The 24,170-nt window shown below is 47.4% G+C and carries 21 protein-coding genes; 6 read left to right on the top strand and 15 right to left on the bottom strand.

Going from position 1 to position 24,170, the window contains the following annotated elements; translation table 11 throughout:
* Positions 1–31: 31 nt before the first annotated feature.
* The 3 genes from FC26_RS06335 (at position 32) to FC26_RS06345 (ending at position 3,501) form a co-directional block, all read left to right on the top strand.
* Positions 32–943: a proline-specific peptidase family protein gene (locus FC26_RS06335; protein WP_057778857.1), complete on the top strand. Its 912-nt coding sequence runs from the start codon at positions 32–34 to the stop codon at positions 941–943.
* A 14-nt stretch (positions 944–957) separates the two neighbouring features.
* Positions 958–1,587 (top strand): HAD family hydrolase, encoded by a 630-nt coding sequence (locus FC26_RS06340; protein WP_057778859.1) that lies wholly within the window; start codon positions 958–960, stop codon positions 1,585–1,587.
* A 219-nt stretch (positions 1,588–1,806) separates the two neighbouring features.
* On the top strand, positions 1,807–3,501 hold the full coding sequence (locus tag FC26_RS06345; protein WP_057778861.1) for a hypothetical protein: 1,695 nt from the start codon (positions 1,807–1,809) through the stop codon (positions 3,499–3,501).
* 200 nt (positions 3,502–3,701) lie between these two features.
* Here the strand turns inward: FC26_RS06345 and FC26_RS06350 are convergent, their stop codons facing one another.
* Entirely contained in the window at positions 3,702–5,243 is a 1,542-nt protein-coding gene (locus FC26_RS06350) for an ABC-F family ATP-binding cassette domain-containing protein (protein WP_057778863.1), read from the bottom strand.
* Positions 5,244–5,513: 270 nt separating this feature from the next.
* On the opposite strand from FC26_RS06350, the gene FC26_RS06355 reads away from it, so the two are divergent.
* Positions 5,514–5,894, top strand: coding sequence for a VOC family protein (locus FC26_RS06355; protein ID WP_057778865.1), 381 nt, complete (start codon positions 5,514–5,516; stop codon positions 5,892–5,894).
* Between the two features lie 59 nt (positions 5,895–5,953).
* Here the strand turns inward: FC26_RS06355 and FC26_RS06360 are convergent, their stop codons facing one another.
* From FC26_RS06360 to thrC, 3 genes are all read right to left on the bottom strand, one after another.
* On the bottom strand, positions 5,954–7,213 hold the full coding sequence (locus FC26_RS06360) for a multidrug efflux MFS transporter (protein ID WP_235809480.1): 1,260 nt from the start codon (positions 7,211–7,213) through the stop codon (positions 5,954–5,956).
* Positions 7,214–7,304: 91 nt separating this feature from the next.
* Entirely contained in the window at positions 7,305–8,297 is a 993-nt protein-coding gene (locus tag FC26_RS06365; protein WP_057778867.1) for a bile acid:sodium symporter family protein, read from the bottom strand.
* A gap of 520 nt (positions 8,298–8,817) precedes the next feature.
* The gene (gene thrC / locus FC26_RS06370) at positions 8,818–10,296 is read right to left on the bottom strand and encodes a threonine synthase (protein ID WP_057778869.1); all 1,479 of its coding nucleotides are present in this window, start codon (positions 10,294–10,296) and stop codon (positions 8,818–8,820) included.
* 108 nt (positions 10,297–10,404) lie between these two features.
* On the opposite strand from thrC, the gene FC26_RS06375 reads away from it, so the two are divergent.
* Both FC26_RS06375 and thrB read left to right on the top strand, forming a co-directional pair.
* Positions 10,405–11,700: a homoserine dehydrogenase gene (locus FC26_RS06375; protein ID WP_057778871.1), complete on the top strand. Its 1,296-nt coding sequence runs from the start codon at positions 10,405–10,407 to the stop codon at positions 11,698–11,700.
* A 14-nt stretch (positions 11,701–11,714) separates the two neighbouring features.
* Complete coding sequence (gene thrB / locus FC26_RS06380) at positions 11,715–12,581, top strand: homoserine kinase (RefSeq protein ID WP_057778873.1); 867 nt, start codon at positions 11,715–11,717, stop codon at positions 12,579–12,581.
* Between the two features lie 45 nt (positions 12,582–12,626).
* On the opposite strand, the gene FC26_RS06385 is transcribed toward thrB, so the two are convergent.
* The 11 genes from FC26_RS06385 to sufD form a co-directional block, all read right to left on the bottom strand.
* Positions 12,627–13,376: a class I SAM-dependent methyltransferase gene (locus FC26_RS06385; protein WP_057778875.1), complete on the bottom strand. Its 750-nt coding sequence runs from the start codon at positions 13,374–13,376 to the stop codon at positions 12,627–12,629.
* A 13-nt stretch (positions 13,377–13,389) separates the two neighbouring features.
* Complete coding sequence (locus tag FC26_RS06390; RefSeq protein ID WP_057778877.1) at positions 13,390–14,685, bottom strand: MFS transporter; 1,296 nt, start codon at positions 14,683–14,685, stop codon at positions 13,390–13,392.
* Positions 14,686–14,772: 87 nt separating this feature from the next.
* Positions 14,773–15,357 (bottom strand): 3-isopropylmalate dehydratase small subunit, encoded by a 585-nt coding sequence (gene leuD / locus FC26_RS06395; protein ID WP_057778878.1) that lies wholly within the window; start codon positions 15,355–15,357, stop codon positions 14,773–14,775.
* Positions 15,357–16,730 (bottom strand): 3-isopropylmalate dehydratase large subunit, encoded by a 1,374-nt coding sequence (leuC, locus tag FC26_RS06400; RefSeq protein ID WP_057778880.1) that lies wholly within the window; start codon positions 16,728–16,730, stop codon positions 15,357–15,359. The genes leuD and leuC overlap by 1 nt, the downstream gene beginning before the upstream one ends.
* Positions 16,730–17,794 carry a 3-isopropylmalate dehydrogenase gene (gene leuB, locus FC26_RS06405; RefSeq protein WP_057778882.1) on the bottom strand — a complete coding sequence of 355 codons (1,065 nt, stop codon included), beginning with the start codon at positions 17,792–17,794 and terminating at the stop codon, positions 16,730–16,732. Before leuB ends, leuC begins: the two co-directional genes overlap by 1 nt.
* 1 nt (position 17,795) lies before the next feature.
* Entirely contained in the window at positions 17,796–18,959 is a 1,164-nt protein-coding gene (locus FC26_RS06410) for a 2-isopropylmalate synthase (RefSeq protein WP_057778884.1), read from the bottom strand.
* A 487-nt stretch (positions 18,960–19,446) separates the two neighbouring features.
* Positions 19,447–19,761: a metal-sulfur cluster assembly factor gene (locus FC26_RS06415; RefSeq protein ID WP_057778886.1), complete on the bottom strand. Its 315-nt coding sequence runs from the start codon at positions 19,759–19,761 to the stop codon at positions 19,447–19,449.
* Positions 19,762–19,816: 55 nt separating this feature from the next.
* A complete protein-coding gene (sufB, locus tag FC26_RS06420) occupies positions 19,817–21,220 on the bottom strand; it encodes a Fe-S cluster assembly protein SufB (protein ID WP_057778888.1) in 1,404 nt (467 codons plus the stop codon).
* Positions 21,213–21,671: a Fe-S cluster assembly sulfur transfer protein SufU gene (sufU, locus tag FC26_RS06425; RefSeq protein WP_057778889.1), complete on the bottom strand. Its 459-nt coding sequence runs from the start codon at positions 21,669–21,671 to the stop codon at positions 21,213–21,215. The genes sufB and sufU overlap by 8 nt, the downstream gene beginning before the upstream one ends.
* Positions 21,658–22,896 carry a cysteine desulfurase gene (locus FC26_RS06430; RefSeq protein ID WP_057778891.1) on the bottom strand — a complete coding sequence of 413 codons (1,239 nt, stop codon included), beginning with the start codon at positions 22,894–22,896 and terminating at the stop codon, positions 21,658–21,660. The genes sufU and FC26_RS06430 overlap by 14 nt, the downstream gene beginning before the upstream one ends.
* Positions 22,877–24,169: a Fe-S cluster assembly protein SufD gene (gene sufD / locus FC26_RS06435; RefSeq protein WP_057778893.1), complete on the bottom strand. Its 1,293-nt coding sequence runs from the start codon at positions 24,167–24,169 to the stop codon at positions 22,877–22,879. Before sufD ends, FC26_RS06430 begins: the two co-directional genes overlap by 20 nt.
* Between the last annotated feature and the right edge of the window lies 1 nt (position 24,170).

Genomic DNA, 24,170 nt, shown 5'->3' on the forward strand with positions numbered 1-24,170 from the left:
AGCAACTAATTTTTAGAAAATGGGTGAAGTAATGAAACAAGGAACGACAATTTTGACACTCGATAACGGCTACCATTTATGGACACGCACGCAGGGAACTGGTGCCATCCATCTGCTCTGCTTGCATGGGGGCCCCGGTGGAACCCACGAATACTGGGAGAACTTTGCTGAAGAACTCAAGAAGCAGGGGCTCGATGTCACGGTTCACATGTATGACCAACTCGGATCATTTTACTCAGACCAACCCGACTACTCCGATCCTGAAATCGCTAAGAAATACCTGACTTACGACTACTTCCTGGACGAAGTCGAAGAAGTTCGCCAAAAGATGGGACTCGACAACTTCTACCTGATCGGCCAAAGTTGGGGCGGCGCTTTAGTCCAAATGTATGCGTTGAAGTACGGTCAACACTTGAAGGGCGCCATTATTTCATCAATGGTCGACAACATCGACGAATACGTCACTAACATCAATCACGTGCGCGAAACAGCACTTCCCGCTGACGCCGTGGCCTTTATGAAGCAGTGCGAGGCCAACAACGATTATGATAACGATCGTTACCAAAAATACGTCGACGTGCTAAACGAAGGCTATGTTGATCGTAAGCAACCCGCTGCGATTTCTCATTTGGTCAGCACCATGGCCACTCCCGTTTACAACGCTTTCCAAGGCGACAACGAATTCGTGATCACGGGTAAATTAAAGGAATGGGATGTGCGTGACCAGATCCATAACATCACAATGCCAACCCTAATCACGTTCGGGGAACATGAAACCATGCCAATTGCCACTGCTAAGCGGATGGCTGATCAGATTCCACACGCTCGGTTGGCCACCACTCCCAATGGGGGCCACCACCACATGATCGATAACGCTCCCGTTTACTTCAAGCATCTGGCTGATTTCCTACGGGACGTCGAAACTGACAACTTCAACGACTAACACAAGGAGTGCATATGCTGAAAAACTTTATTTTCGATATTGATGGCACACTGATTGATACGATTGAGATGTACATGCCCGCACTTCAGGTGACCCTGGAAAAGCACGGTTATCATCGTGACTACCACGACCTCACCAAGCTCTTCGGCATCACCGCTCTGGATGCACTCCGGGGTGCCGGGGTGGCCGAAGCCGACCTCCAACCAATCTTCAAGGAATGGTTTGATTTGGCCTATCAAAATACGGCGCAGGTTAAAGTTTTTCCAGAAATTGAAGATGTACTTTCACAGTTAGCCACTCATCCAGAGATTAACCTCGTGGTCGCCACTTCGAAAACCACCGATGAGTACCGCAACGAGTTTGCGAAAAACTTTGCCATCGCTAAGTACTTCGACCACTACGTCACGGCCGATGATACAAAAAAGCACAAACCAGATCCGGATCCGGTACTGGCTGGGATTGCTAAAGTCAACGGCGTGGCGGCAGAGTCGATCTACATCGGCGATACCATCAACGACTTAAAAGCAGCCACGGCGGCTGGCGCCCATTTTGGTGCCGCTCTCTGGGGTTCTGCCCAACCCGAAAACTTAGTTGACGCAGAATTTTCATTACAAACACCGTCGGACTTGCTGAAATTAATCTAACTACACAAAAACTTTCTCGTCTTTTCTGAGAAGGTTTTTTATTTTGCAAAAAAATTTTTTATCATCATTGTCAACCTAATCAAAGTTACGGGTTAACAGTGCTTTGACCACTTTTAGCGTCTTTGAGTTATATATTCTAAGCTTGTATTCCATTTTTCATTGTATTATGATCATCCCCACACTTATAAATCACACTCTCAGAAAGGGATGTCATGCCAGATGACCAATAGTCAAAATATCAGTACAACCTCAATATATTTAAATTTAGCTCGTAAAATTGCAATCCTTGATAATAATCAAAAATACTTTAATAACGGTTTTGACTTACTTAATAGTCAGGAAATGGAACTTGTCGTCACGCAATTTTTAAACTCTGAAGAAAACCAAATTTCGTCCATCCAGCAACTAGATGCACAAACCTACATTACCATGATCAAACAGGTTTTAACTGACCAGTCCGTTAATGCCACTTCGATTACAAGCACCACGTTGCTAGCAAGCATTGAACAATTCTATTCGTTTTATCGATCATTTTTGCGTGTTTCTGTCATCAATGCTGCTTCAAATCAAGTAGTAGCCAGTGAGTTTTTAACTGTTGATGATCGGTTTAATGATTTAGTTCGGACACTCTATCGAAATGTGGAAGAAAAATTACAAAACTCTAGTAATCATATCTATCGTCAAGTAAACGCCGGCACCAACGCTAGTATTATGACTAGAACTGTTCAATGGGATACACCTAAAGCGTACTCATCACTTATTTCAATTCCATTTTTAGATAAAATTATGCTTTGTCCTCCGTTGATGATGCACACACAAAGTAACAAACGAAAGGGACTTTTTACGGCCGTCGATTATAATCCAATCACGCATTTTTCAGAAGCTTCTGAGGACTGGTATTGTTATCCCGCTAAAGTAGGCGAAAGCTTAGCTTTTATCTACTTTCATAAAGATTACCTTGTTAACGGTCTCAGTCTTGCCAATTTATTTGAGCTTGCACAACCACAGGATATTCAAGATCACAAACCCGATTTAATCTTGCTATTTGGACTATCCAAAACGGAAGGCCAAGTCAGCCATTACCATCATGATCTCCAAAATGATATCTGGGTTGGTGAAGTGCCCTACAATGATCAAACAACGTATTTTGGGTACATGAAAAAAATGTGTTTAACATTACATAACCTCCACATGATTGACCAACATCGCTTACCAATTCATGGATCAATGGTTCAAATCCAGTTTACTAATGGTAAAACAAAAACAGTTGTCTTCTTTGGCGATTCAGGTGCTGGTAAGTCAGAATCCATCGAAGCACTTCAAGAAATTGCGGGAAATCAAATTATTCACATGGAAACCATCTTTGACGATATGGGTAGTTTCACACTTGATTCAGTTAATCCTCATGAATTATATGCTCAGGGAACCGAAATTGGGGCTTTTGTCAGGTTAGATGATCTAAGTAGTGCCGTGGCCTTCAATAATATGGATCGCGGGGTCTATCTCAATCCTGAACAAAAAAACGCACGGGTAATTATTCCTTCCAACACCTATGATCGCGTTATAGCTCATCACCATATTGATATGTGGGTTTACGCAAACAATTATGATCAGGCAGTTGGCATTCACCGCTTTGAAACCAAAAATGCCGCTAAGCAGACCTTCATTGCTGGAAAACGATTTGCGCTGGGAACCACAGATGAAGTTGGTATGAGCACCACCTTCTTTGCCAATCCATTTGGACCGGTTCAAGAACCCGAACAAACACGCCCTATTATTGATCAAGTTTTTAACTTTCTATTTGATCAAAACATCTATGTTGGTGAACTCTATACCCATTTAGGAAACGACAAATCAAAAGAAAGCTTACATCAATCAGTTCAAGAACTTCTCAACGTTTTAATGACTATGTAATATCTGCGGTTCTCGCTGATCAAACGTCAACTTAGCCGCAACCTTAATTCAACTTGAGCAAACCAACATAATAACTGACGGAATGACCGCCGCCACATTGGTTAAATATTCACTCTAAAAATTAGTTTTATAAGCAATACATTTAAAATAATTTTCGCAAAAAGACCACTATAAAAATTTATAGTGGTCTTAAAAAATATTTACTTCAAACTCAGCTTTTCCACGTTCAAAATCTTATCAACCCAGCCCGTATAGAAGCTTTCCTCATGACTAACCAAGATTAAATTGCCTGGAAATTTTTGGAGGGCCTTCTTCAACCCATCCTTGGTCTCATCATCCAAGTGGTTCGTCGGTTCGTCCATGATTAAGAAATTACATGGCGTCAACTCCAAGATCGCGAGCTTCACCTTCGTCTGTTCACCACCGGAAAGGAGATTCATGGGCTTCATCGCGTTGGCCGCATTGATGCCGGCCCGGGCGAGGCGTGTCCGGATGGTTTTCGGCAGCATTGTTGGAAATTGGTTTTGAATGGTCTGTAAGGGGGTCAACGAAGCGTCATCCCAAATCAAATCCTGATCAAAATAGTTAATCCGTGCGGATGGTGAAAACTGTGATGACCCACCCTTAGCCGGAATTTTGCCCAAAATTGATTTAATGAGCGTTGACTTACCCACCCCGTTGAAGCCCTTGAAAATCAGCTTTTCGCCCATCGTCATTGAGAACGTCACGGGGGCTAGTAACGGCTTGTTATACCCTACGGAAAGGTCTTCCACCCGTAGCGCATTCTGCGATCCCGTATCTTCGTACGGAAAATTAAACGTCGCCACGAGATTTTCCGAAGGCGGATCGATCCGATCCATCCGCGCCAACATTTTCTCCCGTGACTTAGCCATTGTCGATTTAGAACCGGCCTTGTTCTTTCGAATAAACCGTTCAGCCTTTTCGATTTCGACCTGTTGCTTTTCATATTCCCGCAACTGGGTTTCTTTCCGTTCTTCCTTTTGCCGCATCGCCTGCTTGAAGCTGCCCCGATACTTGGTGATCTTACCAAACGAAACATCACAGATACAGTTCGTGACCTTTTCCAAGAAATCGTAGTCGTGAGAGATCACCATTGCGGCACCATCAAAGTCATTTAAGTACTCGATCAGCCAGTCAATATGGGCCGTATCCAAGTAGTTGGTCGGTTCGTCCAACAGAATAACATCGGGACTTTCCAGTAACAGCTTGGCCAAAATAATCTTTGACCGCTGACCACCACTCATTTGTGCAACAATATGATCGTTACCGAGTTCGTTTAACCCCAGCCCGCTCATAACCCGGTTAATTTCGGTTTCAATATCGTAGAAATTACGCGCTTCCAGCTGCTCTTGGTAGCGCCCCGCCCGTTCCAGCAACTTATCGTCCATGGTCTCGGCGTACTGGGCGTAACAGTCGTTCATCTGATCATTAATTTCATACAAATCCTTAAATGCGGTGTGTAAAAATTCGATCAGTGTCGTGCCGTCCTCAATGTCCGCGTATTGGTCCAAGTACCCAATGCGAATGTGATTTTGCCACTTCACGGTTCCTTCTACGGCCAGCACCGTTCCCGTCAAGATTTTGATGAGCGTACTTTTTCCCGCACCGTTTTGCCCCACAATCCCCATGTGTTCGTGGGCGTTGAGCTGAAAGCTCGCATCATCATACAATTTTTTATCGGCAAAGCTCATGCTTAAGCCGTCAACTTCTAATAAACTCATTTTTCTTCCTTTTCTATCTGCCGCCACGATCGCGGCCCTTGTCTTCATTAATAAATCACTAAGAACCAATGTTAACACTTGCATCACTAAATTAACAACGCCAATTTATATGCTATACTAGTTACAGAACGACGTAAGCGACCGTGTCACCGGCCCTTTACCGCATTATTGAATGCACCACAAACTTTAGCAGTGGGCCGCACAACACTCACTATCACCCGAAATTACGCCACTAATCAGTCCAATTCGCTACTTAAAGGAAGCCTAACAATGAAAATTAAAGATATGGATCACATTACCCTCACCGTCACAAACCTCGAAAAAAGCCTGCGCTTCTACCACGAAGTTTTTGACATGCCCATCATCGAAACTGATGATGGCCGCCAGACCCTTTTGTGCGGCAAACAAGCCATTAAGCTACAGGTGGTGGCTACTCCGCACCAACCGGTTGCCGGTCACCCTACTCCCGGTGCCGCTGACTTTTGCATCATCGTCAAAGATCCGCTCGATGAGGTTAAAAACCACCTTGAAAGCTACTACGTCGACATCATTGAAGGCCCCGTAGAACGCAACGGGGCCCATGGTAAATTAACCTCGCTTTACATCAATGATCCCGACCACAACCTGATCGAAATCTCCGAATACCACTAATTTTCTTATCATTAATAATGGGAGCTGTGACCTTCGTCATGGCTCCCATTTTAGTTCACTTAACTATTAATTTCATGGATATTGGCTTGCCCACCGATTGGCCCACGCTGACGAATGGGGCCCGCATGCCACAACGCCTTGGTTGCTGGAATCAGGAAGAGAACATTAGCAATTTCCAAAATCGCCGTCGCTAAAAAGACGCTTCGGTACTCAAACATGCTGGCGACCACCGCCCCCATCATCGGCCCACCGACACTTCCCAGGGCCTGAAACGACTGATTATAGCTAAAGATCCGACCAAACCCACTCTTCGGCACGTAAAATGTCATTAACGATTGAATTGCCGGTAACAGCGCTGCATCCGAAATTCCCAGTAGGGCCCGTAGCGCGCCTAACTGCCAAACGTTTGTAATAAAGCCCATCGGAATAAAGCAGATTACCGCTAGCACAAGACCGTTCATTAGCACCTTTTCCGGTCCGATTCGATCACTTAACATCCCCAGTAACGGTGAAGCAATCAGCGTCACCACCCCCGGAAGGGACGTGATGACGCCGCTGACGAGTGCAATCTGTCCGTGATTATGACACAACTCCTTAATCAGCAAACTGACCACCGACGTCATCGACATGTTGGCTGCTTGGATGATCATCGTGGTGATGAACAAGCCCCAAATCAACAGAGGATATTGTAGTTCCCGGAAAATCTGCTTTGTCGGCACCATTTCGTCCTTTTGAACCGGTGTGAACTGTTCATGCACAAATAGAAGCGTCATCATGAACACGACAAACATCATCATACCAGTCACGTAGTAGGCTTCACGATAGCCAAACGAGTCCGCTAAGATACCACCGATTAGAGGACCAAGGAGCGTTCCTACGACGTTGCCAGTCGCTAAAGTACCGAGTGCTTTCCCACTGCGATCTAGCGGTACACTCGCCGCTACGATGGCGTTCGCATTGTTAATATACCCCGAAAAGCACCCCTGAATGGCCCGTAGCACGATTAGCACCGCCACGTTGGGTACAAACCCGCACGCCGTGATCGTTACCGTCATCCCCAGTGAAGCACGTAAGCACATTGGCTTGCGACCGTATTGATCAGCTAGTTTACCCCAGTACGGCGAAACGATCGCCTTTGCCAAGAAGGTAATCGCGAAGGCAATCCCCGTAAGCATATTTAATTGCCACTTATTGAAGGTCCCCAGTGTATCGATAAATAACGCGAGAAACGGCACCGTCATCGAAAAGCCCATTCCAGTCATAAAGTTGCCGACCCATAAAAACCAGAGGTTCCGGCGCCAATTATTTGTTTGCTTCACATGTTTCACCCCTTCAATTCCATTAAAAAACGTCCATCAACTACCGCCAAACTTGCCGGTAACTGATAGACGTCGCATTAATCATTCATGACTAGTTGGTATAACCCGCTGCGTGATGTGCGTGATGCACGCTGCTGGTTGTTGCCGCCTGCTTCTTTTCGGTGTGTGTGCGCCAATATGATGACAGCACTGAACCAGAAATATTGTGCCAGATACTGAAAATTGTTGAAGGAATGGCTGCAGCGGGGGCAAAATACTTCATTGCCAGTGTGGCACCCAAACTAGAATCTTGCATCCCAACTTCAAACGTAATGGCCTTGCGTTGTGGATCACGTAACCGGATTAGTTTTGAGAAGAGGAAGCCTAGACCGTACCCAGACAAGTTGTGCAAAATAACAACCGGGATAACCATTGCTGTTGCGGCGGTGAAGAGGTTGGCATGGTTAGCTGAGATAACCGCACCAATGATCAGTAGAATGGCAACTTGCGAAATCAGTGGCAAAGCCTTGGTGATTTTTTCGATGTGCTTCCCAAATACCGTGTGAATCACAACCCCTAAGACGATCGGCACAATCACGATTTCAATGGTACTTAAGAACAGCGACTGGGTTGGAATTGCAACGTAACGACCGGCAAACAATAACAAAAGACTTGGCAATGCGATTGGTGCGAGTAACGTTGACAGTGTTTCAATCGAAACATCCAACGCAACATCCCCACCGGCAAGGTAGGCCATCACACTTGATGATGTCCCACTAGGACAAGATCCCACGAGAATGACCCCTGCAGCAGTCGCCCCTTGTAAATGGAAGATTAAACATAGCACCCATGCGATGGTTGGCATGATAACATAATGCGCAACGGTCCCTAAGATGACGGGAACGGGTTTCTTAATGATCCGGGCAAAATCTTCACCCCGTAAGGTTAACCCCATCCCGAACAGGATGATTCCCAGTAAGTACGATGTATTCGGCACAACCCAAGTACTGGTACCTGGTAAAAAGTAGTTAAACGCAGCCCAAACAATAACAAGTACGGTAAACCAGCGGCTTACCCATTTTCCCAATGCTTCAATTTTTTGCATAATCAAGTTTCCTTTCGATTTGTCGTTCTCACCATAACGAAAACGAATCCTGAATTAGCACCACCCAAATAAGCCTGTGCTAGTGGTTGCCACAAGATGGTGCTAACTAAATTAATCGGTCTTTGCGACCATTCGACTTAAAAATATGTATTTCCCGAAAATAATGCTATAAGTGCTTTTCCTCACGACTTGATCCGTCAATTCTCTGTCTTAACCCAATCGCCAACCTTTCAACCACTGCTGAAGTGGTACCGCATAATCCTTGCTTTCGAGTTCGGACGTCCAAAAAAACGTCCGATTAACGCCTCATCTCCTTCAATTGAATTAAGCAAGCTCTAACTCCTTGAATAATTAGAATTCTATCATCGTTTTTCTCATTGTCAACGGATTTTTCTAATTATATTTTAATTTTAGGGATTTTGACTAACTTTTTCTTAGTTATCCGCTTTCACTACTTAGTAAAATTAAGTCATACAAAAAACACAGTGCGCGAGACGCCACTGTGTTTTTTAAGGGGATTCTATAAATGTGTTTGAATGTACTGTTTCATTTCGTCCGGCTCAACCACGACTTCTGCCCGTTCCTTAAGTTCAAATAAATCGCGAACGCCGGCCGGTAATGTGTCTTGCAACAACTGGTTTAACTGATTAACTGCCTTCAAGCCCGGTTCAACGGGTTGCTCGGTAATGGCCTTTAACACCGTTTCAGGGAACTTGTATGGGCTCGCCGTTGATAAAACAACCATCGGGGTGGTCCCATCTTCTTCAGCTTGGTACCGGTGAGCAACTGCTGACGCGACCGCCGTATGCGGATCGATGGCGTACCCATCCGTTTCGTAGACCCGCTTAATTTCGGCTTGAATATCGGCTTCACTCGCAAACCCGGCCGCAAAGTCTGATAATTGGGCCCGCATGTCATCCGAAATTTGGTAGGCACCGGTCTGTGCCAGCTGTTGCATCAGGTCCTGCACCACCGTTTCATCCTGATCAGCGGCATCAAATAATAGGCGTTCAAGATTGCTGGACACCAAAATATCCATTGATGGTGAATTCGTCAGGAAGAAGGGCCGGTTGCGATCGTACTTGCCAGTCTTAAAGAAGTCCGTCAGCACGTTGTTCTGGTTCGACGCACAGATCAGCTTTTTAATTGGCAATCCCAGTTTCTTAGCATAGTATCCGGCTAAAATATCGCCAAAGTTCCCGGTCGGCACCGTAAAACTAAGCTGATCGCCGAGCTGGATGGTTTGTTGGGCCACCATCTGTGCATACGTATAGAAGTAGTACGCAATCTGGGGAATCAACCGGCCGATATTCATTGAATTGGCTGATGAGAACTGATGACCAGCTTGGGCAAGTTGCTGCCCAAATTCACGATCACCAAAGATTTTCTTCACGTTTGCTTGGGCCTGATCAAAGTTTCCTTCCACCGCAACGACCTTTAAATTCCGTCCTTGCTGGGTGAGCATTTGGCGCAATTGTACCGGACTCACGCCACCGTGGGGATAAAAGACAATCACTTGGGTGCCATCAACATCTTGGAAGCCACGCATCGAGGCGGTTCCCGTATCACCAGACGTGGCCGTTAAAATGACGATATTGTGATCAACGCCTTGGAGCTTCACCGCCCGCGTCATCAATTGTGGTAGGACTTGCAATGCTAAATCCTTAAAGGCCAGCGTTGGGCCGTGGAACAGTTCCATATAGTAGTTGCCCGCCGTTTTAGCCGTCACGGGCACAATTTTGGCGTCATCAAACTGGCTGCCATAAGCGGCCGTCACGCTATCTTGTAGTTGTTCATCACTGTAGTCATCGAAAAACCAGCTTAAAACGAGCTTGGCCGTTTCTTGATAGGATAGTCCAACTAACTGGTCCAACGAAAATGTTGGTTGTGGAAATGTCACAGGAACGTATAGGCCGCCATCCGGTGCCAGTCCTTGAATAATGGCCGCGGCGGAATTAATGGCCTGATCGGCAGTGCCTCGTGTACTTCGATATTTCATTAGAAAGATACCCTCCGTTTTTCATAATATTCTCATTATAAACTATGCGTAATGTATTTTGCTATGCTAAAATGGTAGGAAATGATGGAAAAAATGAGGGACTCAAATATGGAAACAATTAAAATTGGGTTAATCGGCCTCGGCACCGTCGGCAGCGGTGTTTTACAAATGGTCGAAAATAACCAAGATAAAATTTCAAACATTACCGGTCGGCAACTCAGTGTCAAAACAATTGTCGTTAGAAACGTAGCGAAACACCGCGACGATGTCGATACCAGTCGCATCAACCTCACCGACAACCTCGATGACATCGTCAACGATCCCGAAATCGGTATCGTAGTCGAAGTGATGGGGGGCATTCATCCCGCCAAGGAAATTATCACCCAACTACTGACCGCCAAGAAACACGTCGTAACTGCCAATAAGGATTTGATCGCCTCGGCGGGAGAAGAATTAACATCTATTGCCCAGCAAAACCACTGCGACTTGATGTACGAAGCCAGCGTGGCCGGTGGGATTCCAATCTTACGGACCATCGTCAACAGCTTCTCCGCCGATCAGATTCTCGAAGTGAAGGGGATCGTCAACGGAACCACTAACTACATTTTAACGCAGATGCAACAAAAAAACTGGAGCTATGCTGACGCCTTACAAAAGGCCCAGGAACTCGGCTTTGCGGAATCTGATCCGACCAATGACGTCGACGGAATCGACGCCGCCTACAAGATGATTATTTTAAGCCAGTTCTCGTTTGGAACCCACTTAAAACTCAACGAAATGAAGGTCTCCGGTATTCGGCACATGCAATTACTGGATGTTGAAACCGCCGCATCATTGGGCTACACCATCAAACTATTAGGCATTGCCCGTCGGATCAACGATGGCGTCTTCGCTGAAGTTGGCCCCGTTCTCGTGCCAGCCGACCATCCCCTCGCAACGATTAACAATGAAAACAACGCCGTCATGGTGACCGGCCAAGCCGTTGGCGAGACCCTCTTCTATGGTCCCGGTGCTGGTGGCCTACCAACCGCTAACAGTGTCTTAAGCGATATCGTCTCCGTCACCAAAAACATTGTCTTGGGAACCACCGGAAACTCGTTTAACAACTATCAAAATCAAGCCGACCATGTGAAGGCTGACGAAGTAGTATACCCCTACTACCTTTCATTAGAAATGTTGGATATTCCGGGTCAAATGTTGAAGCTCACCCAGATCATGACTAAGATCGGGGCCAGCTTTAGCCAAATCGTTCAGACCAAAAATGATAATCCAACCGACAACCAAACTGCACGGGTCGTAATTATCACTCACGATATGTCAAAAACCCAGCTGGCAGAATTGAAAGACGCCCTAGAACAAAAGGACACGATCAATCTTCTTGCAGCTTACAAAGTTCTCTCGTAAAGGAAGTCATTCATATGCAGATTAAAGTACCTGCAACTAGCGCCAACTTGGGACCGGGATTTGACTCCATTGGAATTGCCGTTTCCCTGTACCTGACCATTGACGTGCTCGAAGCGACCGACCACTGGTTCATTGACCATGATCTGGGTGCCGAGGTTCCTACTGATGAAACCAATATGATTCTGAGTACCGCGCTACAGCTCGCACCAAACTTACAGCCCCACGCGTTTAAGATGGTTTCTGAAATTCCTGTAACTCGCGGCCTAGGCAGTAGTTCGGCCGCCATTGTGGCCGGCATTGAAATTGCCAACCAACTCGGGCATCTGAACTTAACCGACCAGCAAAAGGTCGAGTTTGCCTGCCAAATTGAAGGCCATCCCGACAACGTGGCTCCCGCTATCTTCGGCGATCTGGTCATTGGGACCAACGTTGATGACCAATTTGTCGCCATCAAGGCCCAGTTTCCCCGACTCTCGTTTGTCGCCTACATTCCCGACTACGAGCTCAAAACGAGCGACAGCCGTGGGGTGTTACCAGCACAACTTGATTTTCACGATGCGGTTCATGCCAGCTCAGTGGGAAACACGTTCGTGGCGTCACTATTCACGCAAGATTATGCGACCCTCGGTAAGCTCATCGAAGCCGATCAGTTTCACGAACCCTACCGACAACGACTCGTTCCTGAGTTACAACAAATTCGGACGATCGCCCACCAGACTGGCGCTCTCGCGACCTACTTAAGTGGTGCCGGCCCAACGGTCATGACCATCATCGATGATCAGGCGTTTCCTGCGTTCCAACAGGCCCTGATCGATCACGGGTTAACCGCCCAAACCGTTCAGCTCTCCATTGTTACTGATGGCGTTCAGGTATTACCTTAAACTAAAAAAATGTCAGAACCGATATTTCACGGTTCTGACATTTTTTTAGTCTTTACGCGCCACACACCGAATCCGGCGGTAATCGGCCACCCATTGGTGACCGTCCCATAATTCGTCCCGAACCCGCGTGGCTAAACGAGCTAGGATTTCATCTTGCTCAACGGGTGAAAAGGATGCTAGTTCACTGGCAAAAAACTGACGGGCCCAATTGGCTAGTCCTTGTTCACCAGCCTTTAACGGTGTCGGCCGCTCAAAGTCATAGCATTTTTCAACAACAAGCCCCGCAACTTGCGCCTGCTGGGTCAACTGGGCAACCGTCGCAAAGTTGAATTTGGAGTGATACGTGCCGCCATATGCCGCAATGGCCTCACGAAACCCATTTTCGATCGTTGCGATGTTACCGGCCGCACCAAACTCACAAATGAGTTGGCCCCCTGGTCGCAACGCTTGATAAATTCGGCGTAACAAACGGGGATGGTCTTGAATCCAATGGAAAACGGCGTTGGAAAAGATGACATCCCACCGGTTAACATCCGTCATTTGTAGACCATCTTCCACCTCAAACTGAATCGTCGGATACGAACGTCGAGCCTGTGCGATCATCGCCGGCGAGCGGTCCGTTCCCTTCACATCATCCCCCAATGAATTAAGTTGGGCCGTCAACGTGCCCGTTCCGCAACCCAGATCCAAAATTGCTTGCTTTGGCCGCTGTGGGACAAACGTTAACAATCCCTTCCCGTATTCGGCCACAAAATCATGTTGCCGATCATAAAGTGTCGCGTTCCATTCTGTCATTTTACGCCTCGATTTAACCAATATCCTTTTGGTTCGTTTCATCGCCCAATGACCAGACCACAATTCCGGCAAACAGCGCAATTGCACTAATCGTCCAGAAAATCATGTTCGTCGTGGTCACCTTTAGCATCCAAGCCACCACAATCGGCATGGCAACGGTGAACAGTTTAGCGATCCCGTTTGCAATACCAGAACCACGGAACCGGAACGTTGTTGGGAACAGTTCCGCCACGTAAACAGCGACAACCGCAGCCATCAATACATAGAAGCAGGCAGTCAACAGAAAGCCAATGATGACCACACCAGTCATGGTATCTTGACGAGCATAAAACATTCCGAAAACGGCGGTCAACAGAAAGGCTGGCACGATCGTCTTCTTCCGGCCAATTCGGTCAACCAGAAAGGCCCCGATGGCACAACCGACTGGCGCCCCGAGCATCATCAACGTTGACAGACCCAGTGAACCAGAGATATTAATGCCCCGCTTTAGCAACAAGGTTGGCACCCATGAGGTGAAGGTATACTGACAAATAATAGTTGCCGAAACCGCCACAATGGCCACAAACAAACTGATTCCGATTGAGTGATGAACCGTCTCCCGCTTCGTTGTCTTGGTATCGGTAAAATCATCGCTACCATTGACTTCGAGTTGTTCAATGATCTGCTCTGCTTGGGTTTCCTTCCCGTGGGCCATCAGCCAACGTGGTGATTCTGGAATATCACGCCGGAGATACCACAAAACGGCGGCCACAATCCCAATTCCAGCAAACATCACCCGCCAACCATAGTGCGGAATGATAAGCGTACAGAGCAACATCGTAATTGGTGCCCCAGAATTCGCAATTAGTGACACTGCCGCACACCACTTGCCACGGCTGTGAATGGGTGCAAATTCATTGACCATTGAATAGCCGGTCACAATTTCTGAACCCAAGCCGATGCTTGAGAACAAACGACAAATGATAAGCATCCACATGTTGGGGGCAAAGGCGGCGAGGAACGTAAAGCCACCAAACAAAAGCAAGTTGATTTGGTAAGCGACCCGCCGACCCTTGAGATCCCCGATAAACCCGGCCGTTAACGATCCGATAAAGAGGCCTAAAAACCCACTGGATAGAAAGTAGGAGTTCTGGGCGAGAGTCGACCAACCGGTTTTTAAAACGGTGCTGGCCACGGCACTCGCCATGTAGACGTCGGCGGCGTCCAAAAACATGCCACCGGCAACTAAGGCAAAAATCTTGTAAAACAATGGTGATTCGTGTGTTCGATCAATTCTTCTCTGCAGTTCTATACCACTTTGCATTTCCATATTTAGTTACCCTCTTTACTATGTATCCGCGTGATTCCCGTTTCACGCGTCTGTTATTGCCTGTTGATAACGAGTTAGGCTAATGCCCTAGTTATAGCTCGGAATCTTAGCTTCGTATGCTTCAATCTGATCTTCGTACCCCATTGTAATGGCGATGTCGTCCAGTCCCTTAATGAACTTGTCCTTCCACAGGGGGTCAATCTCAAATGGGAACGTGTAATCCGCGTACCGGACCTCCTGATTCGGCAGATCGACCGTAATTTTCTCGTCGGGCGCAATGGCGGCCAAGATTTGACGTTGATCTTCCGGCAAGATAATCGCCAAGACCCCGTTTTTTGTACTGTTCATGTAGAAAATATCGCTATAGCCACCGGCAATGACCACTTTGAAACCAAAATCCTTCAGTGCCCACACCGCGTGTTCCCGTGATGAACCACAGCCAAAGTTGTCTCCCGTTACCAAAATTTCGGCACCTTGACGTTCTGGCTTGTTCAAAATGAAATCTGGATTTGGTTTGTTGGGGCCGATGTAGCGCCAATCGAAGAAGAGATTGCGCCCGTAACCCACCTTCAAAATATTTTTCAAGAACTGCTTAGGAATAATTTGATCCGTATCAATATTTTCCTTCATCAAAGGGATGGTGGTACTCGTGACAGTTGTAATAGGTTCCATTAGGCTTCTTCCTTTCTAATATCAACAAAGTGGCCGTTAATTGCGGCATAGGCAACCATCGCTGGGCTAGCCAAATGCGTTCTAGAACCGGCACCCTGCCGGCCTTCAAAGTTACGGTTGGAAGTCGACGCACAGTGCATGCCGGCTGGTACTTGATCGGGGTTCATCCCCAGACAGGCCGAACAGCCTGGTTCACGCCATTCACACCCGGCATCCTTGAAGATTTGATCGATTCCCATCTTCTCGGCCGCCTTCTTAACTGCCCGCGATCCGGGAACGACTAGTGCTGTCACCCCATCCGCGATGTGCTGGCCCTTCAAAATATGAGCAGCGATCTTCAAATCTGAGAGGCGACCGTTCGTACACGATCCAAAGAAAATAAATTGAATCGGGATTTCCGGTGCCGTTTGTCCAGGTTGCAGGCCCACATAATCATAAGCTTTCTGATCATCTGCATTCTGAACGGCTGGAAAGGCTTGATCCACGGGCACCGCCATGCCCGGGTTCGTTCCCCAAGAAACAAATGGGGCAAGGTCACTAACGTCAAAGTCAATCACCTTATCAAACGCGTCGGGGCTATCGGTGTAAAACTGTTGCCAATCTTCAATCGCCTGAGCCATGTTCTTTGGTGCGTACTTGCGTCCTGCCACGTAATCGAAGGTGGTCTGATCGGGCGCGATGTTCATCATCTTGGCGCCCCCTTCAATCCCCATGTTACACAACGTCATGCGTTCTTCCATGCTCATATTTTCAATTGTGTCACCGTAAAGTTCGGCTGAATAGCCGGTCCCAAAGGCCACCCCTTCACGAGCAATAATTCCCATGATAATGTCCTTGGCGTAGACCCCGTGCGGTAACTTTCCGTGAACATGAATGCCCATTGTCTTGGGTTTGGTTTGCCAGATTGTCTGGGTGGCTAAAACGTGTTCCACTTCGCTGGTCCCGATACCAAAGGCAATGGAACCAAACGCCCCATGGGTGGCCGTGTGAGAGTCACCACAGACGACTACCATCCCGGGTTGGGTTAACCCTAATTGCGGGCCAATCACGTGAATGATCCCCTGATCTTCGTGCCCCATCCCCGCAAGACGAACCCCAAATTCCTTGGCGTTCTTATCCAATGTTTCGATTTGCTTGCGTGAAATGGCATCCTGAACGTTGAAAATATCAATCGTCGGTACGTTATGGTCCATTGTCGCGAACGTCTTATCCGGACGCCGAACCTGACGATTGTTTTCCCGTAACCCTTCAAATGCCTGAGGTGACGTCACCTCATGAAGTAAGTGAAGATCCACGTAAATCAATTGTGGTTCACCGGGCTTGCCGGAAATCACGTGTCGGTTCCAAAGTTTATCAAACATTGTCTGTTGCATTATGCACGCCTGCTTTCTTGAATCGAATTAATAATTGCTTGGGTTACCTCGTCGGTATTGGCATGACCGCCAAGATCGGGAGTCATAATTTGCTTGCTGATCGTCTCGTTAATCGCATCGGTAATTTCGGTTGCGAGATCCTGTCGATCAAACGTGTTCGCTAACATCATCGCCACCGATTTAACCATCGAGATCGGATCGGCAATCCCTTTACCAGCAATATCGGGTGCGGACCCATGAATTGGTTCATAGAGTGCCGGGCCATCACTGCCTTGGCTCATTGATGGAATCGTTCCGAGGGACCCCGTGATTTCAGCTGATTCATCACTGAGAATATCCCCAAAGAGGTTTTCGGTCAGAATCACATCGAACTGATCGGGCGCTGAAATGATCTTCATCGACGCCGCGTCTACATAGCTGGTATCGTAAGTCACATCTGGATAGTCCCGTGCAATCTCACCGACAATCTCGCGCCAAAACTTGCTGGTTGCCAGCACGTTGGCCTTGTCGACAAGTGTGACATGATGACGCCGCTTTTGCGCCATTTGAAAGGCAATGTGGGTGATTCGCTGAACCTCTTCTTTGGTATACCGCATGGTATCAAGCGCGTAATCAGCGTGTTTTTCACGCGGTGTCCCAAAGTAGATGCCACTCGTTAGCTCCCGCACGATGACGAAATCAACGGGCTTCTCGTTTTTAATCGGTGAATACTGTTGCATCGCGGAACTAATCGCGGTCGGTCGAATATTAGCAAATAGGTTTAATGCCTTCCGAATTTCCAACAGCCCGGCCTCAGGACGTTTCGGTGCCTGATCCCACTTTGGCCCCCCGATAGCGGCCAGTAAAATGGCATCGCTTTGTTGGCACGTTTCAAGCGTTTGTTGTGGTAACGGATCACCCGCTTGATCGATTGCCGCCCCCCCAAAGGGCTCTTCATGAATTTTGTATTCAAAGCGCCCCTCTTCGCTGACGGCTTGCAGGACCTTTAGTCCGGCTGCCATAATTTCGGGACCAATGTAATCACCGGCGAGAACGGCAATTTGAGCTGTTTTGTTTTCTTGCATACTATGCGACCACCTTTTTGATTTGTTTCATAATTTCACGAAGATCATCTTCGGACACGATTGAAGTATGATCCGCTTTATCCTTAAAGATTGGGAAAATTTCCTTCATTTCTTCACGATCAACCTTGAAGCCCATTGCGTGAAGCTTGGCCATCACTGCATGGGAACCGGAAAGTTTGCCGAGTGGCAACGTTGTCTTATTGGCCCCCACCGTTTCAGGTGTCAAAATTTCGTAGGTGTTTGGGTTCTTCAACATCCCGTCTTGGTGAATGCCAGATTCATGTGCGAAGGCGTTTGCGCCAACCACGGCTTTGTTCCGGGGAACCGGCATGTTCGCATAGTTGCTAATCATGTCACTCGTCATCTTGGTTTCCTTCAAATCAATATTATCTTCCGCGTTGTAATAATCTTTCCGGACGTAGAGGGCAGCGGCAACTTCTTCCAAGGCGGCGTTACCAGCACGTTCGCCAATTCCGTTGATCGTTCCCTCAATTCGAGTAGCGCCATTTTCAATGGAAGCAAGGCTGTTCGCAACGGCCATCCCCAAGTCATCGTGGCAGTGAACTGAGAACGTGACGTCATCAAATGATGGAATGTGTTTTTGCATGTATTGGAAGAGTTCTGCGAATTCAGCAGGATTGGTGTAGCCCACCGTATCAGGAATGTTGATCACGGAAGCCCCAGCATCAATCGCCGTTTGGATTGCGGTACAGAGATAATCATGTTCGGTTCTCGTCGCATCTTCGGGTGAAAATTCAACAATGTCGAAGAATTGATGGGCATATGTAACTGAATCGGTAATGGATTCAAGGACCTGTTCCTTTGTCATATGTAGCTTTGATTCACGATGAACAGGACTCGTGGCGATAAAGACATGGATCTGTTTATGAGCGGCTTGCGCAGTTGCTTTAACACATGCGTCGATATCACCTTTGCGTGCGCGAGCCAGCCCAGTGACGCATGTGTGCTTCACGGCTGCGGCGACGGCACTGACCGCTTCAAAGTCTCCTTCAGAGGCGACGGGGAATCCGGCTTCAATACAATCAACGCCCCAAGCTTCAAGCTGCTTAGCGATTTCTACCTTTTCTTCAATGCTGAAGTTCACCCCAATGGTTTGTTCTCCGTCACGCAATGTTGTATCAAAAAATTGAATTTGTTTAGTCATATGAATCACCTTTCCTTATCCTTAATCCCTGTTTAGCAAATAAAAAAGCACCCCATTGAAATGGGGTGCTGGTCAAGCCCCATTTCATAACGCAAATAGGACTCGACATTAATTGTCAGAGTCCAGCATCATAATAATAAGGCTTGAAGTTTTGCGGTTACGGCCGCGGTCGCAATAATTTGTTTGCTGTTAATTTCTACCTGTTTCATGGTCGTAACCTCCTTCAAATTTGATACTCATAATATACCGCTCATAATTAGAGAATGCAAGACAATTTCTCATTTTTATTTAATTTTATTTTCACCACCAGCTTTATCCATTCTATACCACTGGTATATCAACAATTAGCACATCCCGATATTACTCTAAAAATGAGAAAATCGTTATCAGCAATGCGGTTAACCACCACTGATTACTCATAAAAAATGATCCTCACCCCAGATTAACTCTGCAGTGAGGATCATTTAACGTCTAACAAGGTATCTGCTTAATGAATACCTAATTCCATTCGTGCTTCTCGCGACATCTTTTCAATCGACCATGCCGGTTCCCAAACAAGGTTGATGTCGACGTTTTTAACCTCGTCAAAACCAGAAATCTCTTCCGTGATGGCGTCGTTTAAGTAGTCGGTCAATGGGCACCCTGCAATCGTGAGGGTCATGGTCACCTTACACGTGCCTTCGTCGCTCAGTTCGACGTTATAGATTAAACCGAGGTTTACAATATCAATTCCCAGTTCTGGGTCAATTACGTTTTCAAGCGCAGCCAGTGCGCGTTCTTTAAAGTCAGCTGATGTACTCATTTGACGTCCTCCTTAGGTTGCTTAACGCGTTTTTGATCATCATTTTAATCGGTACTTAGCCAATCGAGCCTTCCATTTCAAAACTAATTAGCCGGTTCAATTCAACCGCGTATTCCATCGGTAGTTCCTTCGTAAAGGGTTCCACAAAGCTCATAATGATCATTTCCGTCGCCTTTGCTTCTGAAATCCCCCGACTCATCAGGTAATAGAGTTGCTCTTCAGAAATTTTTGACACCTTAGCTTCGTGTTCCATCGAAACATTGTTATTCAAAATTTCATTAAACGGAATCGTATCACTTGAGGACTTGTCATCCATGATGATTGTATCACATTCCACATGCGCGAACGACCCATCCGAATGCTTGCTAAACTTGATTTTTCCCCGATAATCGACAGCCCCGCCGTCCTTGGCGATCGACTTAGACACAACCGATGACGAGGTGTTCGGTGCGTTATGAATCATTTGGGCACCAGTATCTGAATCGATGTTTTTACCCGCCACGGCGATTGAGAGCATCGTTCCCCGCGCCCCTTCACCATTTAGGTAAACGGAAGGGTACTTCATCGTAACCTTCGATCCCAGGTTACCATCGACCCATTCCATTACGGCATTTTCCATTGCTTGGGACCGTTTGGTTTCCAAACTATAGATGTTATTCGACCAGTTTTGAATCGTTGTGTACCGGCAGTAGGCGTTCGGTAATACGTTCACTTCAACAACCGCCGCGTGCAAACTATCACTCGTGTAAGTGGGCGCCGTACACCCTTCGACGTATTCGACGTGCGCGCCTTCATCCACGATGATCAACGTCCGTTCAAACTGCCCCGACTTCTCGGCATTGATCCGGAAATACGATTGAATCGGGGTCGTCACCGTGACGCCCTTTGGCACATAGATGAACGTGCCACCAGACCACACGGCGGAATTGAGGGCCGCATACTTGTTGTTCGTTGGTTTAACGAGCTTGCCAAACCATTTTTTGAACAACTCTGGGTATTCCTTTAAGGCAGTATCCGTATCCGTAAAGACGATTCCCAGCTTTTCAAACGATTCTGCCATCCGGTGATAGACCACTTCGGATTCGTACTGGGCAGAAGATCCCGCCAAATACTTCCGTTCGGCTTGGGGCACCCCTAACTTATCAAAGGTTGTCTTAATTTTTTCGGGAACGTCATCCCAGTCGCGGTACTGCTTATCCGTGGCTTTTTGATAAAACGTCATATTTTCAAGGTCGAGTCCCGATAAATCAGGTCCCCAAGCTGGTTCAGGCATTTTTAAATAAGCATGATAGGCCGCTAAACGGTAGTCAAGCATCCACTGCGGTTCATCTTTTTCAGCTGAGATTTCACGAACAATTCGTTCACTAATGCCCTTCCCCGTCTTGTAGGCGTAATCAATATCGTCATGAAACCCGTACTCGTAGTCTGTATCTTTAACGATGTCTCTTACATCAGTCATCCTTAGCAGCAGCTCCCTTCTTATCCAGTAGTTCATCTAAGGCGTGCCAGGCGAGTGCCGCACACTTGATCCGCGTCGGAAATTCAGCCACGGAACCAATGACCGCGGCATCTTCCAACTCGTCTTCCATTTTTGCATCAATTTCTTTTCCCGTAATCAGGTTGGAAAAATTTAAAATTAACTCCCGCGCATGGTCTACCGGTTGCCCGATCAAAACGGTCGTCATCATACTAGCTGACGCCTGTGAAATCGTACACCCGCTACCATCAAAGGCCAGGTCGGTAATGACCCCGTCCTTGATTTGCGCCTGCACATCAATCACATCCCCACAGGTGGGATTACGTAATTCCAAGTGATCCGTGGCGGCGGGTAGTGCGCCGTGATGACGCGGATGTTGCGAATGGTCTAAGACCACTTCGCGGTACAAATGATTTAAACTAGACAGTCCCATGATTAAAGAACTCCTTTACTGCTTCGATTGCGTTCACTAACCGATCCGCTTCTGCCTTCGTGTTATAGAAATAAAAACTGGCGCGGGCAGTGGCACTGACATCCAAATATTCCATTAACGGTTGGGCACAATGGTGGCCGGCCCGAACCGCAATTCCTTCCATGTCTAACCCGGTCGCCACATCATGGGGGTGCAGGTTATCCAAGTTAAAGGCCATCACACCAGTGTGCTTAGCTGGATCATGCGGCCCATAAACGGTGAGCCCCTCGATCTCTAATAACTTTGGCAACGTGTAATCCACAAGGTCTTGCTCGTACGCCTCAATGTTAGCCATCCCGAGCTGATTCAAGTAGTCGATGGCGCTGCCTAACGCAATGGCGCCACTAATATTGGGCGTGCCGGCTTCAAACTTCCATGGTAGTTCTTTCCATGACGCACTTTGATGGTGCACAAAGTCGATCATTTCACCACCGAACTGGGCAGGGGGCATTTTTTCAAGCAGGTCTTCCTTGCCATATAGCGCGCCAATTCCCGTTGGTGCCAACATCTTGTGGCCGGAAAAGGCGTAGAAGTCCACATCTAAGTCCTGCACGTCGACCCGCATATGGGGAGCGGCTTGCGCCCCGTCGGCAATCATGTACGCCCCATGCTGATGGGCGAGTTGGGCGAGTTCCTTGATCTGATTCACCACGCCCATCACGTTAGCGGCCTGCGCAATCGACACAATCTTCGTCTGATCCGTAATTAGCTGGCGGGCACTGACCATATCTAGCTCCCCATCAGCGGTTAACGGAATGTACTTCAAGGTCGCGTGTTGTTTGGCGGCCACCTGTTGCCACGGGACAATATTACTGTGATGTTCTAATTCTGAAATCACAATTTCGTCGCCCTCGTTAACAACTAAATTACCGAAGCTACTAGCGACCCAGTTGAGGCCTTCCGTCGTCGATCGCGTGTATACGACACACTTACGACTCGGCGCGTTAATAAAGGCTGCCACCTTATCACGCGCGGCTTCATAGCTGGTCGTGGCTCGTTCGGCGAGCGTGTGCACACCGCGGTGCACGTTAGCGTTATCGTTTTGGTAATAGCGCATAATTTCTTGTAAAACCTGGTTCGGCTTTTGGGTCGTTGCCGCGTTATCTAAGTAAACTAACGGTTCATCATTAACCGTTTGATCTAAAATCGGAAAATCTTTGCGTGAATTATTCAGCCCGTTGTCCATTGATTAGCTTCCTTTCGATCATTGCTATCATCTGATCTCGGACGCTAGCAACTGGAATTTCTGACAATACAACCCCTAAAAATCCTAAAATAACTAAACGTTGTGCGACTTCTTTGGTCAGTCCCCGACTCATCAAGTAGTACATCTGCCCTTGATCAACCCGACCTACACTGGCCGCATGACCGGCAATCACATCGTTTTCGTCAATCAACAAAATCGGATTGGCGTCTCCACGAGCTTCCGGCGACAACATCAAAATTCGGTTTTCCTGTTGGGCCTGCGCACCGTGTGCACCATGAATGATTTTACCAACCCCGTTAAAGACCAGCGCCGACTTTTCAAGGAGCACCCCACGTTGTAAAATGTTACCTTCCGAATGCTTACCATAGTTAGTCACACTTGTGTCGATTCCTTGGGTTTGCTTGCCCGTCGAAATGGCCACCGTCTGTACTTCCGCGTGTGATCCGGCACCTTTGAGGTCGGAATCAAAATCGGCAATCGTATTGCCATCATTTAAGACACCCATCGTCCAGTCAATCTCTGAATCACGTTCCAAATGACCACGCCGGTTGAAATAGGCATGCGTTTGTTCTCCTAATGAATCTAGGGAAGAGAACTTCACGTGGCTGCCGGGAAGCGTAATCACTTCAACAGCAAGGCTTGCTGGATTCTTTTCCTCGCCCACCGTCGTCACCCGTTGGAGTACTTGGAAGTTACTATTGTCGCCCCCAACAATCACGGAATGGCTCACAAAATTGCTAGCCTGACGACTATCCTGCACCTGCAAAATACTGATCGGGGCTTTAATCGTGACGTTAGCCGGCACATAAAGGAAGAAACCGGTCGTCATCAATGCAGCATTGACCGCGGTTAAACGATCTTCATCGGCCTTAATGGCTTTGGTTAACAAATACTGTTGCAAGAGGTCACCATGTTCTTTAACCGCCGTGGCCAGATCGCAAAACACGACGCCCTGAGCGGCTAAATCTGCGGGCAAAGTCAATTTCACCGTCGCGTTGCTCACACTGACAAAGTTGTACTCGTCTTGCTGGGCCGCAATTTCGGCGGGAACAGTCTCGTTTGCGGTCCCGCTAGCGGCAAAGTCGAGTAGGGGCCAATGACGGTAATTAATCTTGGCAAAGTCAGGAAGTGCAAGGTCTGGTGCCTGGTCCCAAGCCGCTTGGCGCAGGTCAGCAAACCATTGTGGTTCTTGGTCGAACTTGGCAGCTTCGAGCAGTGCCGGATTGAGTTCCAATGTTGCTGATTTAGGCATT

It is taken from the genome of Paucilactobacillus vaccinostercus DSM 20634 (genome assembly GCF_001436295.1).
Taxonomy (GTDB): Bacteria; Bacillota; Bacilli; order Lactobacillales; family Lactobacillaceae; genus Paucilactobacillus; species Paucilactobacillus vaccinostercus.

Bases quoted from the DNA above. Each gene is read 5' to 3' on its own strand.
- FC26_RS06335 (WP_057778857.1), top strand. From the start codon at position 32: ATGAAACAAGGAACGACAATTTTGACACTCGATAACGGCTACCATTTA.
- FC26_RS06340 (WP_057778859.1), top strand. From the start codon at position 958: ATGCTGAAAAACTTTATTTTCGATATTGATGGCACACTGATTGATACG.
- FC26_RS06345 (WP_057778861.1), top strand. From the start codon at position 1,807: ATGACCAATAGTCAAAATATCAGTACAACCTCAATATATTTAAATTTA.
- FC26_RS06350 (WP_057778863.1), bottom strand. From the start codon at position 5,243: ATGAGTTTATTAGAAGTTGACGGCTTAAGCATGAGCTTTGCCGATAAA.
- FC26_RS06355 (WP_057778865.1), top strand. From the start codon at position 5,514: ATGAAAATTAAAGATATGGATCACATTACCCTCACCGTCACAAACCTC.
- FC26_RS06365 (WP_057778867.1), bottom strand. From the start codon at position 8,297: ATGCAAAAAATTGAAGCATTGGGAAAATGGGTAAGCCGCTGGTTTACC.
- thrC (WP_057778869.1), bottom strand. From the start codon at position 10,296: ATGAAATATCGAAGTACACGAGGCACTGCCGATCAGGCCATTAATTCC.
- FC26_RS06375 (WP_057778871.1), top strand. From the start codon at position 10,405: ATGGAAACAATTAAAATTGGGTTAATCGGCCTCGGCACCGTCGGCAGC.
- thrB (WP_057778873.1), top strand. From the start codon at position 11,715: ATGCAGATTAAAGTACCTGCAACTAGCGCCAACTTGGGACCGGGATTT.
- FC26_RS06385 (WP_057778875.1), bottom strand. From the start codon at position 13,376: ATGACAGAATGGAACGCGACACTTTATGATCGGCAACATGATTTTGTG.
- FC26_RS06390 (WP_057778877.1), bottom strand. From the start codon at position 14,685: ATGGAAATGCAAAGTGGTATAGAACTGCAGAGAAGAATTGATCGAACA.
- leuD (WP_057778878.1), bottom strand. From the start codon at position 15,357: ATGGAACCTATTACAACTGTCACGAGTACCACCATCCCTTTGATGAAG.
- leuC (WP_057778880.1), bottom strand. From the start codon at position 16,730: ATGCAACAGACAATGTTTGATAAACTTTGGAACCGACACGTGATTTCC.
- leuB (WP_057778882.1), bottom strand. From the start codon at position 17,794: ATGCAAGAAAACAAAACAGCTCAAATTGCCGTTCTCGCCGGTGATTAC.
- FC26_RS06410 (WP_057778884.1), bottom strand. From the start codon at position 18,959: ATGACTAAACAAATTCAATTTTTTGATACAACATTGCGTGACGGAGAA.
- FC26_RS06415 (WP_057778886.1), bottom strand. From the start codon at position 19,761: ATGAGTACATCAGCTGACTTTAAAGAACGCGCACTGGCTGCGCTTGAA.
- sufB (WP_057778888.1), bottom strand. From the start codon at position 21,220: ATGACTGATGTAAGAGACATCGTTAAAGATACAGACTACGAGTACGGG.
- sufU (WP_057778889.1), bottom strand. From the start codon at position 21,671: ATGGGACTGTCTAGTTTAAATCATTTGTACCGCGAAGTGGTCTTAGAC.
- FC26_RS06430 (WP_057778891.1), bottom strand. From the start codon at position 22,896: ATGGACAACGGGCTGAATAATTCACGCAAAGATTTTCCGATTTTAGAT.
- sufD (WP_057778893.1), bottom strand. From the start codon at position 24,169: ATGCCTAAATCAGCAACATTGGAACTCAATCCGGCACTGCTCGAAGCT.